Origin of the sequence: Bradyrhizobium sp. INPA03-11B, from assembly GCF_040446015.1 — a bacterium.
Taxonomy (GTDB): Bacteria; Pseudomonadota; Alphaproteobacteria; order Rhizobiales; family Xanthobacteraceae; genus Bradyrhizobium; species Bradyrhizobium macuxiense_A.
The window spans coordinates 17907-32296 of record NZ_JASGSR010000008.1 but is presented as its reverse complement, the minus strand read 5'-3'; the positions used below and the strand labels follow the sequence as shown (position 1 = coordinate 32296).

Annotated in this window: 4 protein-coding genes and 1 pseudogene; 4 read left to right on the top strand and 1 reads right to left on the bottom strand. The window is 65.7% G+C overall.

Annotated elements, in window-relative coordinates; all coding sequences use genetic code 11:
* The first annotated feature begins 394 nt into the window (after positions 1-394).
* The 4 genes from QMZ05_RS05005 to QMZ05_RS04990 all read left to right on the top strand — a co-directional run bounded on the left by QMZ05_RS05005 (position 395) and on the right by QMZ05_RS04990 (position 14116).
* Positions 395-1066 (top strand): secretin and TonB N-terminal domain-containing protein, encoded by a 672-nt coding sequence (locus QMZ05_RS05005; protein WP_353699769.1) that lies wholly within the window; start codon positions 395-397, stop codon positions 1064-1066.
* A complete protein-coding gene (locus tag QMZ05_RS05000; RefSeq protein WP_353699768.1) occupies positions 1063-1578 on the top strand; it encodes a sigma-70 family RNA polymerase sigma factor in 516 nt (171 codons plus the stop codon). The genes QMZ05_RS05005 and QMZ05_RS05000 overlap by 4 nt, the downstream gene beginning before the upstream one ends.
* A 93-nt stretch (positions 1579-1671) precedes the next feature.
* The gene (locus tag QMZ05_RS04995; protein ID WP_353699767.1) at positions 1672-2658 is read left to right on the top strand and encodes a DUF4880 domain-containing protein; all 987 of its coding nucleotides are present in this window, start codon (positions 1672-1674) and stop codon (positions 2656-2658) included.
* Between the two features lie 178 nt (positions 2659-2836).
* Positions 2837-14116, top strand: a complete 11280-nt coding sequence (locus tag QMZ05_RS04990; protein ID WP_353699766.1) for a filamentous haemagglutinin family protein — start codon at positions 2837-2839, stop codon at positions 14114-14116.
* 82 nt (positions 14117-14198) lie between these two features.
* On the opposite strand, the pseudogene QMZ05_RS04985 reads toward QMZ05_RS04990, so the two are convergent.
* Positions 14199-14318: pseudogene (locus tag QMZ05_RS04985) on the bottom strand (hypothetical protein); the annotation flags it as partial.
* Positions 14319-14390 lie beyond the last annotated feature (72 nt).

The following is a 14390-nucleotide window of genomic DNA, read 5'->3' as shown; positions in this document are numbered from 1 at the left end:
GCGCCCCTTCGGCACCTTGGATGAACCAGTAAGGCCGATCTGGAAATAATGCAAGTTCGCTTCGAGAACGATATTGCTGCTTCGCAGCCTCTACGGTTGGTGCGAGACGAGGCACTGAACCTTTCCTAGCCAGCACTCGGCGCGCCGCAGCTCGATCGATCAACGCGTCATGTGAAGCCGACCATGGTCGGCCGCGATTTCCTGCCCAGGATGCACCGGCGGGATTGCAGCTTATGACGCTGGGTTGGCGTTTGAGTGTATCGTGCAGCAGTCACCTGCTGGCCGCTGTGATCGTTCGTATGCCAGCCATTCGATCTTCCTGACATGAGACTGTTACACGGTCTGCCTATGGTCCCCGCCCGACCATGACAATCTTGTAACGCGAGGAGTCGAGTTGACCCCGGATGCGCGAGCGCAGGCCCGGAGCGCCCGGCTGTGCCGTGCGCTGATGTTCGGTGCCATTGTCTTGGCGGCGCCGAACGCATCGGCGGAGGGGAAGCAAATCGACTTCGATATCGCAGCCCAGCCGCTGGCGGCCGCGCTGGAGCAGTATGGTGACGTGGCTGGTCGGAGCGTCCTCTACAACAGCAACCTGACGGCCGGACGGCATTCCAGCGCCGTGCGGGGACCCATGACCGCGGGCGTGGCGCTCGCGCGGCTGCTCGCAGGAACCGGTTTGTCGGCGCGGGTGCTCGGAGAAACGTCTTTCGTCCTCTATCCGATACCGGCCACGACGCAGGCGGCGCTGCCGGCTCCCGTGAACCATTATTATGCACGGCTGCAAACCGGGCTTCGGGCTGCGCTGTGCGGGGAGGCCGATGCGCGGCCGGGCGGTTATCGGATCGCGTTGCAGTTCTGGATTGATCCGGCCGGTAATGTGGAGCGGTTCGAGCGGCTGGGCTCGGCGGGCAGCGCCACCGTCGATGCAGGCATCGATCGCGCTCTGCGTCGGATGCAGGTCCACGTGGCGCCGCCGGTCGGCATTGCCCAGCCCGTGACCCTGGTGGTCGTTCCGCAGGGATCCGGCGTCACGATGGCTTGTAACGGTTCTCCGGTACGCCCATGACCGAAGCGTCCCTTGCCTTGATAAGACGTCTGCTGGTCGAGCGCTATGATGAGCTCAAGCGCCGGCTGACACGGCGGCTGGGATCATCCGAGCTCGCGGGTGACGCGCTGCACGATGCCTGGCTCCGTATCGCCCAGGTGGATTCGGTCGGTACGGTCGGCAATCCCGGCAACTACGTCTTTGGCGTCGCCATGAACGCGGCGCGTGATCGCCAGCGCAATGCGGATAGCCGCACCCTGAGCGCCGCCGAGGTCGACGGGCTGCTGGAGATCGCCGATGGCGCGCCCGATCCCGAGCAGGTGGCGCGCGCGCGTTCCGACCTGCGCAAGCTCGAAGCCATTCTGCACGAGCTGCCGGAGCGCCGCCGTGAAATTCTGCTCGCGGCACGGCTCGACCGGATGCCGCGGCAGGAGATAGCCCGCCGCTTCGGTATTTCCTTGCGCCTGGTGGATCTGGAGCTGCAGCGGGCACAGGAATATTGTCTGGCGCGGCGTGGTCGGAGCGGCGGATAACATGCGGTTTCGCCGGGCAGGAAACGTCATTGGGAGAGGGGTGGTGAGAAAAGCCATATCCCGGCCTGGGCAGGCACGCGGCGGACGCCGGCCATGAGCGCAACGGATAACGACGATATGAGATTTGATCCGCTCAAGCGGGAGGCGGTCGGCTGGGTGCGGCATCTCACCTCCGGACAGGCCACCGCGGCTGATGCCGAAGCGCTGCGGAGCTGGTGTGCCCAGAGCGCAGAGCATGCTGCCGCGTTCGCCGCCGCGAGCCGCCTGTGGCGAGACCTTGCACCGGCCGGCCGCAATGTGCGGGCGGCTGCGTTGGCGAGACAGTCGAGCAGCGCGTCGCGGCCGCTCAATCGCCGTGCATTGCTCGGCGGCGGGCTCGCGGCCGCGGCCTCGGCGGCGGGCGTCTATGCACTGGCGCGTCCGTCGCTCGGCCTGTGGCCGTCCTGGTCGGAGTTCGCTGCCGACTACCGGACCGGCACCGGCGAGCAGCGCAGCGTGGCGCTGCCGGGCGATGTTTCAATCCGAATGAACGTACAAACCAGCATCGCGCTGCGGCCCGCCGATCCCGGCGTTGCGCGGATCGAGCTGCTCTCCGGCGAGGCGGCGTTCGCCACAACCGGGCGCAGCTTTGGCGTCCGCGCGGCCGACCGCTGGATTCTTGCGGACAATGCGCAGTTCGATGTGCGCTATGTGGCGACCGGCGGCGAGCGGCCGGTCTGCGTGACTTGCCTCAAGGGCGCGCTGAAGGTCGAGGGCGGCGCAGAGGTGACCGCGATGAAGGAAGGGCAGCAACTGCGCTACGACACGCGAGGGGAGAGCCTTGCCGAAGCCGATATCGAGGTTGCCTCGGCCTGGCAACGCGGCTTCCTGCTGTTTCGCTTTACGCCGCTGGCCGATGTGGTCGAGGAAATCAACCGCTACCGGCCCGGCCGCATCTTCATTGTCAACGCCGAGATCGCGCGGCTACCCGTCAGCGGCCGTTTTCGGATCGATCGCATGGACGAGATCCTGACCCAAATCCAGCAGGCGTTCGATGCGCGTGTGCGGTTACTGCCTGGCGGGATCGTGCTGCTGAGCTGAGTTCGATTCCTCGATCGACCGTTCTGCAGCGACACGAAACTTTCACAAAAAATCCATGCAGTTTTGAGCGTGGCTTCCCGTCACGTTGGTGTGACCTCTGCGATGTTCGCTGGAAGGACGTGTCATGCCGGTTCGAGCCCAAGCCACCCATCATCCCCATACACGCGGTGAATTGGCCGTGACCGCACTGCTGCGGTCGTCGCGGGTGTCCCGTGGCGGGTTGATGGCCGGCACGAGCCTGTTGACATTGTTACTCGCCGCGCATCCTGCGGATGCGAGGCCGTTCGGGAGCGCATGGGCGGTCGCGGCGCCGCAATACGCGGCCGATGCGGCGAGCACTTCGGCCCAGCAGGCGGCAGACGCGGCTGCGAAGAGTTCGGGAGCACTGACCCGGGCGGCCCAGGCTATCCAGGCGATGCAGGCGGCGCAGGCGGCCGCGCGCAATGCCGCACAGGCGGCTGGTACGTCGCGGACGTTGCCGCAGCTGGCGGTGCCCAATGGTCTTGCGCCGGGAGGGCTGCAGGTTGCGCCTGGATCAGGCCTCTGGTCTGGTGCCAACCTTCCGACCCAGGCGAATGCGAACGGACGCACCAGTGTCGGGATTACCCAGACCGCGCCGCAGGCGATCCTCAACTGGCAGAGCTTCAATGTCGGCGCCCAGACCGACGTCGTCTTCAATCAGCAGGGTAACGGCAGTTGGGTCGCGCTCAATCGCGTGACCGGCAATGTCGGGCCGAGCCAGATCCTCGGCAACATCAGGGCCGACGGCCAGGTGCTGCTGATCAACCAGAGCGGCATCATTTTCGGCGGCGCAAGCCAGGTCAATGTCGGCTCACTGGTGGCCTCGACGCTCAATATCACCGATCAACAGTTCAAGGCCGGCCTGCTCAATCGCTCGCCGTTTGACAATGCCGGTAATTTGCAAGCGCCGATCTTCGGCAACAGCAGCGGCCCAACCGGCAACGTCATCGTCGAGGCTGGTGCCGTGATCGTCACGGCGCCGCCCGCATCCGTCACCACGGGAGGCGGGAACGTATTTCTGCTCGGCGCCAATGTGCAGAACGGCGGCAGCATCGTGACGCCGGGTGGACAGGCCGCGCTCGCCGCCGGCACGTCGGCTTATGTCACGACAAGCGGCAGCACGAGCCAGCAGGGTCTGGTTTTGAATGTGCTCAATGGCGGCGCGGTCAGCAACACCGGCCTGATCGCGGCACCGACCGGAAACATCACGCTGGTCGGTATGAATTTGCAGCAATCCGGCGTGCTGGTGGCGACCACCTCGGTCAATCAGGCCGGTTCGATCCTGTTGTCCGCGCAGCAGGGATTGCAGGGGGAGTTCGGCTACGACAGCTCCACGCACTATGCTGTGTCGACGCAGACCGGTGCGGTGCAGCTCGCGCGTGGCAGCGTCACCGCGGTGCTCCCCGAGGAGGATGGTCTCACCGCGAAGGACACGCAGCCCCAGGCGCAGTCGAAGATTACCGTCGAAGGCGGCTTCGTCAATGTGCAGTCGGGGGCTGCGATCATCGCGCCGTCCGGGCGCGTGGCGCTGCAGGCATCGAGCTACGGAGACCAGCTCTACCTGCAAGATAATCCCACTGCCAAGATCAACGCGAACTCCAACCGCGATGGTGCCCGTGTTCTTGTCGACGCAGGGTCCCTGATCGACGTTTCAGGATTGCAGGGCGTGCCGGTCGCGGCGGCGGGCGATGTCGTGCAGGTCAACGTGCGCGCCAACGAGCTGCGTGACTCGCCATTGCAACGCGGCGGCATCCTCTCCAGCAAGAACGTGTGGGTGAACGTCCACGAACTCAACCCGGTGGCTTCGGATCGGGTCTACACCGCGGGCGGCCTGCTGGAGGTGTCGGGATGGCTCGGTCAGGTCGACCGGCCGATCGACCAGCGGCTGACCACGGGAGGCACGGTGATCGCCTATTCCACGGGCGATGCCATTCTGCGATCTGGCGCGTCGATCGATATTTCCGGCGGCTCGCTCGCGCATCAGGCCGGCTATGTGCCGGTTACCTGGCTGGTCGGCTCGGATGGCAGGATCTACAGCGCCAATCAGGCCCCTGCCGATCTGACCTACGTCTCGATCGGGGTCGGCTTCACCGTCGATCATGCCCACTGGGGCGTCACCGAATATTATGCCAATCCATTTTTCTCTGATCAGCGCTATCAGCCGGCCTATCTCGAAGGACGCGCCGCCGGCGCCCTGAGCGTGATTGCGAACGCTGCCGAGGTCGACGCCTCGGTTGTCGCGACGACGGTCAACGGGCCCTATCAGCGGACCGCCAACACGCTTCCTGCCGGCGCCGCGTTCACCCTCGGGGCATCCGATGCGAGCATCATACCCGCCAGCGTGGTCGTCACGCCGTCGACCGCGCCGCCGGCGCTTTCGAGTGCGACGTCGCCGCTTCCGCCGTCCTGGCAGCAGATCGTCTATTTGTCGGCCGATCTGCTCGACCAGGCGAACTATGGCAGCATCACCATCAATGCCGGGGGCGGCGTGACCGATCCGGTCAGCAAAGCCATATCTCCCGCCATCAGGGTCGTGAACGGCGCCAGGCTTCAGGTTGCTTCCGGCGGTTCGATCGCCCTGAATTCGAGCATCGGCTTGATCGGCGGCGGAATTTCGATCGATGGCCAGCTGATGGCGCGTGCCGGTTCGGTCACCGTCAACGCCGCGCACGGGGGAACGACTGTTATCACCGGCGACGTCGAGCTGCATTCCGGCAGCTTGATCGATACGCGCGGCTTGTGGGTCAACGATTTCGTCGGCGGCAGCGCCACCACACCGACGCTCTATAACGGCGGCAACGTCAGCCTGGCAGCCTATGGCAATGTTCGGATCGATGCCGGCGCGGTGATTGATGCGTCGAGCGGCGGCTGGATGCAGAGTACGGGCAAGATCAAGACCAGCAACGGCCTGCCGGTCGGAACCGGTGGCAACATCACGCTAATCGCTGACGGTTTCGGCGCGACGCTGCGCAACTCGACGGTCGCGCAGACCTATCCGGGCCGAGTCTATCTCGACGGCACTCTGCGGTCCTACGGCTTCACCCGTGGCGGCGCGCTCAGCGTCGCGACGCCCACGATCCAGATCGGCGGAGACGCCATCCTCCCGCTCAACATGGTCAGCTCGATCAACGCCGACGGGACCAGCAACCTCACGCCGGTCGATCCCGCCGGCGTGCTGCGGCTGTCGCCGGGCTTCTTTGCCGGCGGCGGCTTCAGCCAGCACGCGCTCTACAGCTACCAGAACCTGACGGTTGTTGCCGGCACCGATCTTGAGCTGCATGGGGTCAATCTGATTCCGAATCCGCAAGCCGTGTCGGCGCCGACCGGCAGCGATGTCGCGAGCGTCGCGACGGTGCGGACGCTGTCCTCGTATCAGCTGCCAGCGCCGGTGAACCTGGTCCTGAGCGCGATCGACGCCTTCAACGGCAATCTCAATGTTCAGCGGGGCGTCGTGATCAACGCCGATCCTCAGGCGGCGATATCCCTGCACGCGCGCAGTCAACTCACGGTCGACGGCACGATCAACGCGCCCGCCGGGACCATCAACCTCGATCTGACCGGCGTGCCCGGACCCTGGGTCCCGATTGGATCAGTGGCTGGTACGCCGCCCTACAATGGGCCGTTCTATGCCGCGACGCAGACGCTCTGGATCGGAGCAGACGCGCGGTTGTTGGCGTCTGGGCTCGTGACCTCGACGCTCGACCCGTTGGGGCGCCCGGTGAACACGGTGCTCGGTGGCGGACAGGTCAACATCAATCAGGACACTCAGCCGTCGCTCTACTACCCCTATGCGGCCGCCCAGCCTTACGGCGAGCAACCGCTCGGCGTCGTCGTGGCACAGGCGGGGGCGATCATTGACGTGTCGGGCGCGTCGGGAACGATCCTCCAGGTCGCAGGTCGATCCGGAGCGACCCAGTCACCCGTTGCGACGCCGGGCGGCAGCGTCGCGATCCGGGCATCGCTCGGCCTGCTGCTCGACGCCACCATGAAGGCGCAGGCGGGTGGGGCCGGGGTTGCGGCCGGCAGTCTGACGATCGATCAGATGGCCGGGACCTATGTCGCCGACAGCTCCGGGGCCTCGCAATTCGTCCAGCCGATCTTTCAGACCATCGTGAGTCAGGCGGCGCCGCTGATGTCGGCGGGTCTGTCGCCGGGGCAAGCGATCCCGGGCAACCTGCTCGGGAAGCTGTTCATCGGCGCCGACCAGATCTCCGGCGGCGGTTTCGCGTCGGCGTCGCTCGGCGCCGTCGATGCGCTGGTGTTCGACGGCAGCGTCAATCTCGTCTTGCCGCGCAGCCTGACCATCAACGCCACCAACATCAGCGCGAAGCCGGGCGCCAGCGTCCGGCTCAGCGCGCCCTATGTCGACATCGGCGGCGGCCAGCGTAACGTCAACGAATATACCAGCGCCAGCTACGTCGCCCTCGGCAGCTACGGCGCGGTGCCCATGGCTGGTACGGCGCATCTCGAGGTCGATGCCAACCTGATCGACATCGAAGGTACGCTGCGCAGCGGTGCGAGATACAGCTATGTCACCAGCTTCACCGATTTCTCCACCCCGGTTCAGCAGGCGGTATCGCTGCCTGGTTTCGCCAACATATCGTTCAACAGCCTGGGTGACATCCGCCTGGTGCCGGCCTCCAGAAATTCACCCGGTTACGCCAGTAACAGGCCCACCCCGCTGGCGACTGCTGGCGACCTGACGTTCACCGGGACGGAGATCTATCCGATCAGCACTGGGCCGATCACCAATGGATACGCGAGCATACCCGCTGGTCAGTTCGTGATTCAGGCGACCGGGCCGAACAGCGTGGTCAGCTTTATCAGCAACGGCAATACGCCCTACATACCCCTGTCGGCGGGCGGATCCGTGCAGATCATCGCGCCGACCATCAATCAGGATGGCGTCCTGTTGGCGCCGCTCGGGCAGATCACCTTCGGAGACCCGAATAATCCCTCCGGCACGAAAGCGATCAACCTGCTGGCGGGCAGCATCACGTCGGTGTCGGCGGGGGGCACGTTGATCCCCTATGGCGCGCCGCTCGGCAATACCGACTGGATCTACGGCTACGACAACAGCGGCACGGCGAACACGATGAGCGCGCCACCGGCCAAGACGATCTCGTTCTATGGCCGGGCGCTGACGGTCCAGGGAGCATCCGGTACGACGGCCTCCGCGCGCATCGACGAGTCCGGCGGCGGCGACATCTACGGTGCGCAGTTCGTCAGCGGTGCCGGCGGCTCGGTCGATACGCTGAGCGGCACCCAGACATTCGCGATCCTGCCGAGCCTCGGTAACCGCTATGCGCCGCGCGACCCGCAAATGCAGCTCAGCGATCCGACACGGAGCGCGTCGGCACCGGTTGCCCTGCAGGTTGGCCAGCAGGTCTATCTGAGTGGAAGTCCCGGGCTGCCGGCCGGCACCTACACCTTGCTGCCGGGGCACTACGCGTTGTTGCCCGGCGCCTTCAAGGTCACCGTCGCGGTGAACCAGACCTCCGCCACCGGGCTGTCGAATTTCGTGCAGCGTGACGGCTCTTACCGCGTACTTGGCTACGGCGAGGTCGCCAACACGGGCTTCCGCGATCCGCTTCCCTCGGTCTACATCGTCACGCCCGGATCAGTCGTCCGCCGGCAGTCGCAATATGCCGAAACCACGGCGACGCAGTTCTATGCGTCCAAGGCGGCCGCGAGCGGCATCGCGGCGCCCTATCTGCCGATCGATGCGGGGCAACTCGTCATCAGTGCGACCAACAGTCTGTCGTTGCCGGCTACCGGCGGGTTCGGTGACTTCACGGCCCCGGCGGGCGGCCGGGGCGGGCAGGCCGATATCGTCGCCTCCAATCTCGAGATCCTCGCGCCGGGGGGCACCGCAGCGCCGGGCATGACCGGGCTGCAGGCCAATGCGCTCGACAGCATCGGCGCGCAGAGCATTCTGATCGGCGGCACGCGCAGCTTGTATGGCAACGTGCTGACCATCACGCCGGCGGCGCAGAGGCTCCAGATCGATAGCGGGGCGGTGCTGACCGCACCCGAAATCATGCTGACGGCGAGCAGTGCGATCACGATCGGCGCCGGCGTGCAGATCGACACGACGTCGTACGGCGCGATCCCGACTCTGTTCCCGAACGATCCGAAGACCGGCAAGACCTTGGGATCGATTGCGCTGGCGCGTGTCAGCGGAGGCGGAGCGGGGGCGTTCGTGCTGGCGTCCAACGCACCGGTGCTGCCGGTCACGTTGCCGACGGGGAGCGGCGGCGCAAGCAAGCTGAGCATCGGCGCGGGCGCGCAAATCTTCGGCGGCAGCGTGCTGGCGTTGAGCACCTCGAACACCATCACCATGGATCCTTCCGCCCGCCTCGCGGCGCCGACCGTCATGGTCAGCGTGCCGGTGATCAATTTCGGCACCGGGGGCGCTTCGGGCTTCAACCTGAGCTCCAGCCTGCTCGCGCGATTGTCCGAAGGCGATCCGCTGCGTCATCTGCCGGCAACCGGCAACCTGATGCTGTCGGCGTCCTCCGCGGCCAACGTCTATGGCTCCGTCGATCTCGGTGATCTGGATCCTGTGACCGGTCAGCCTTTGCTCGCGGCGCTGACGTTGAGCGCGCCAGTGATCAACGGATTTGGTGCCGCCGCCGACAGCGTCAGGCTCCGCGCCAACACGATCACGTTGAACGGCGGCGCAACGGACGCTGCGGCGACGGGAACCGGGCACGGCGCGTTCGAGATCGATGCGACTCAACTGACGCTGGGTGGCGGCGGCAGCCTTGCGTTCGGCGGCTTCAACACCGTGACGCTGGCGGCGTCCCAGCAGGTGATCGGCGGCGTCGCCTTTGCGGGGCCGATCGCTGCGGGCACGATGCAAAAGATCGGCTCGGTGTCCTACGCCCCCGGCGAGGTGATGCCGGGCACCTTCAGCGTCAGCGGAGGTCTGACGATCGCGACGCCGCTGGTGACGGCGCAGGCCGGCGCGCTGACGCAGCTCGTCGCCAATGCCGGCACGGTCACTTTTGCCGCGCTGCCGGGCGGTGCCGGCCAGCCGGTCGCCACCTCCAACGGCGCGACGCTCTCGGTCTCGGCGCAGAGCATCGTCCAGGGCACCACCATCAACCTGCCGTCCGGCGCGATCACCTTCACCGCGCAGAACGGCATCACGCTGCAGGCCGGGTCGGTCACCAACGTCGCCGGGGCGGTGACGCCGTTCTTCGACGTGGTGCGGATCGCGCCGGCCGGCAGCGTGACGCTGCAGACCGTGAACGGCGATATCGCCGTCGCTTCGGGAGCGGTGGTCGATCTGCGCGGCGGCCGGCTCGGCTCGGTGACGTTGCCCATGCTCGACGTCGTGGATTCCGACCAGGGCGGCAACGCCGGGACGCTCACCATCGTCGCACCGAACGGGACTGCCCATCTCGACGGGCAGTTGCTGGCCAGCGCCGATCCACGCTACGCCGGCGGCAAGGCGATCATCACGGTCAATTCGGGCAACGCGAGCGCGCTGCTCGGCAGCATCGCGGGTTTCTCGGGCGAGCAGGCGCTGACGCTGGCGAACGGCGACATCAATGTCGGCAACGTCACCGCCCGTGACGTCGAGCTGACAGCGAGCAGCGGCAACATCACCATCGCAGGCCTGATCGATGCTAGCGGCGGCAGCGATGCCACCATCCGCCTCATCGCCGGCGACAACCTGAAGCTCGGTGCGCATGCGGTGCTCAATGCGGGCACGACCGCGGCGAAGGGCGGCACCGTGTTCCTCGGCCTCGCCGGTACCAGTACCGGCACGATGACGTTTGATGCGGACGGCAGCAGCACGCCGGTGATCAATGTCGCGGGTGCCGACCCGAACATCGCGCTTAATGGCGGACAGGTCTGGCTGCGCGTGCCACGAATGGCGAACGGCGACGGCACCACCGGCGTGCGCATCAGCAACAACGGAGTCCAGGTCGTCGGCGCACACGAGATCGATGTCGAGGCGGTCAAGGTCTATGACGTCACCGGCACGCCTTATGTCGACGCCAGTCTGGCGACGGCCGATACCGATGCGCAGGCCTATATCGCTGCTGCAAGCATCAAGACCGGGATCGGGACGCTGGCCGGCACCGCCGTCACCGCGTTCCACCTGATGCCGGGCATCGAGCTGCGCAGCAGTGGCGATCTCCAGCTGTTGCAAAGTCCGTCCAAAACCAATTCCGGCATCGATCTGCACACCTACCGCTACAATGGTGAAGCGATGGTGTTGACGTTGCGCGCGGCCGGAAACCTGCTGATCAATGGCAGCCTCAGTGACGGCTTTGCCGCGCCGGTGGACTCGCCGGACGGCAAGATCTTCGCCATCGCGGCACCGCTGCCGGCAGGCTCCGGATCAGCAACGCTGCGCCTGGTTGCAGGCGCGGATCTCACCGGCGCCGATCCGCTGGCGATCGTGCCGACCGTGCTGCGTCCCGCCGCGACAGCGGCCAATCCCGAGCCAGGCTCGATCGTGTTCGCGGCACCTTATCTGATCGACGCCAATGTCAATGACAGCGGCATCATCGTGCAGATTCCAAGCGTGGTGCGCACGGGCACCCGCAACCTCGAACTCGCTGCGGCCGGCAACATCGACGTCCAGACCGCGTTCGGCATCTATACCGCGGGTGAGCAGGCCACGCCGAATTTCGCGGTACCCTCGCGCTCCCCGATTCTGTCAGCCTTCACGTACGTGTACGATACCTATCTCGGGTATGGCTATGACGCAAACTTCAATCAAGTGCCGTACGATGCGTCCTATCCGGTACAAGCGTTCCATCCAAGTTATCAGACTGGCGGCGGCAATCTCACGGTCAAGGTGCATGGCAGCCTGATCGGCGCCGACACCCACGACGGTCAGGTGAACGACTACGCGGCCACTGCGCTCGATACCTATTGGTTGTGGACTGAACCGTTAGCCGCCAGCCCGACCTGGTTCCTCAATTTCGGCACTTACTATCAACCTTATCTCGACTACGGATCTGATTCATTCCCGTCGGTGGCCGCGTTCAGGGGACTTGGTGCGTTGGGAGGAGGTAACGTCCGGGTCGCTGTCGACGGCGACCTCAGGAATGTCGACATCAGCGTGCCGACGACTGGCGGATTGACCGCCGGCGGTGCATTGTCGGTGTACGGCGGCGGCAGTCTCTCGCTGACGGTCGGGCGCGGCATCAACTACGCCAATCTGCTGGTCGGGCAGGGGACAGCCGACATCCAGGCCGGCGAGATCGGGATGGCGCCGCTGAGCGCCAGTTCTCTGGCGATTGCACGCGTGGATCTGTTGATCGGGGACGCCCAGTTCAATGTGGTGTCTCGCCGGGGAATCAATGCGATCGTCGGCGATCCCACGCGGATGACGCAGCAGCGCGATCCATCGAGCAGCGGCGGCTATCCCATCCCGGCCGGTCTCGAAGGAAATGGGCCTCCCTCATTCTATTATACCGCGCAGGCGCCCTACGGCTTCTTCACCAGCATGACGGCCAACAGCGCCCTGAGCGAGTTCACGTCGGGCGGCGACATCACTGTGCATGGTGATTTCGCGCCACCAATCTTCGAATTGACGGCGGCTGGCGGCTCCATCCGGGCCGGCAAGATTCAGCAGAGCAGCTTCGGCTTCAATTACTTGGCTGCGTTGGCGGCGCCGACGGCCCGCGTCGATTTACTGGCCCAGCAGGACATCGTCGGTTTCGGCGTCAGCATGACGGCGGCCGATCTGACCGCCCAGGTCAACGGCGCCTCCGCGCCGGCGGGCAGTGATTACGCGAGCACATTCTTCAATCCGTCTCCCTCCGACACGTTCAGCGGCCCTTTGTCGGTGCCATCGAACCTGGTGCAGTTCAACGATCCGCATACCGTCCATGTCTATGCGGTTCAGGGCAGCCTGACAAAGCTCGCGCTGGCGACGTCGGAGCGCACGCAGGTGCGCGCCGGCCTCGATATCATCCAGCCGATCATCAACATCGAGAATGCCGGGCCCGGCGACGCCTCGCTGGTGCAGGCCGGGCGCGACATTGCGAGCTGCCAGCCCTGCAGCCTGGCCTATCCAGACTTCTTCAACATTCGCGTGGAGGGACCCGGCGCGCTGTCCGTCCTTGCAGGTCGCGACATTGTCGCGCAGTTGGGCCAGTTTAAAACGCAGGGCGTTGGCATCACGTCGGTCGGCAACGCGGACAATCCGCTGCTGCCGGCGACAGGTGCCTCGATCGGTGTTGCGGTCGGCATCGGCGCCAACGGCCCCGACAACGCGGCCTTCATCAACCTCTATTTCGATCCGCGCAACACGGATGCGACGACGCAAGGCTATCTCGCGCAGCTCACCAGCTACATGACCATGATCGAGGGCGCCGCGCTTGGTCGCGACCAGGCTCTCGCCGACTTCCGCGCGCTCGCCCCGGCCGCACAATTGCCGTTCATCGAGCAGGTGTATTTCGCCGAGCTCAAGGCGGGCGGCGAGACGGCGGCAAACGGAAAAGGTGCCGGCGGCAAGGGTTACGATCGCGCCTACCGGGCGATCCAGACCCTGTTTCCGGGCAGCGTGATCGGAGGTACCACCACGGCCTATGCCGGCAACCTGTCGCTGTTCCAGCTCGCACGCATCCGCACCGAGCAGGGTGGCAGCATCAACATCCTGGCGCCCGGCGGCGGCGTGTCGCTTGGCATCGAAAACCAGACGCCCGATTTGACCGGGCAGACCGACACCGCGCGCCCCGGTCTGCTGACGCTCGAAGGCGGCGACGTCAACATCTTCACCGATCGCAGCGTAGTGGTGGCGCAGTCGCGCGTCTTCACCGAACTCGGCGGCGATATCCTGATGTTCTCGACCAATGGCGACCTCAACGCCGGCAAGGGCAAGCAGACCTCGATCGTGACATCGCCGCCCCTGGTCGTCTACGATCAGTATGGCCGCGCAGCCAAGACGCCGAACACGCCGCAAACCGGCGCAGGTATCGCAACCCTGATTGGTGTTCCCGGTGTTCCCCCCGGCAACGTCGATCTGTTCGCGCCGCACGGTACGATCGATGCCGGTGAGGCCGGAATTCGCGTGTCGGGCAATCTCACCCTCGAAGCGCTCCAGGTGCTCAACGTCGCCAACATCCAGGTGCAGGGCACGTCGGTCGGTGTGCCGGTGGTGCAGGGGCCACCGGTGGGCGCGTTGACCGCGGCGAACAACACTGCGGGCGCGGCCCAGCAACCAACGACGGCGGCACCGGCCGCCAATACTGGACAGCCCTCGGTCATCATTGTCGAGGTGCTCGGATATGGCGGCGACGACGGGGTGTCGGATCCTGGCGGCAACGAGCGACGCCGCGACGGCAACGAGCGGCAGAGCTATGATCCGAACAGCATGTTTCGCGTGGTCGGCAGTGGCAACCTGACCGCGGAGCAGGCGCGGCAGCTAACGGATGAGGAACGGCAGCGCCTGACGTCGCGATAGTCGCACCGGAGCATGTCATGGCGCGCGAGGCTGCGGGCGCAACGATATCCAGTTGACCGAACTCCCTGATGGATCGTGCAACGGCGGTGTCAATGTGTGCCTGATTTCCAACGTCGCGCGGGACAGCGATGGCTTTGCCACCATCCGCGACAATCGCGGACGCAACGTCGTGTGCGGCCTGTTCGTGAATCTCGGCGACCACCGTGTTCAGCTGCTCGCTGATATGAAGAGAGGAGAGCGCTGTCGACCAATCGTGCCGATACAATCGCCGAGC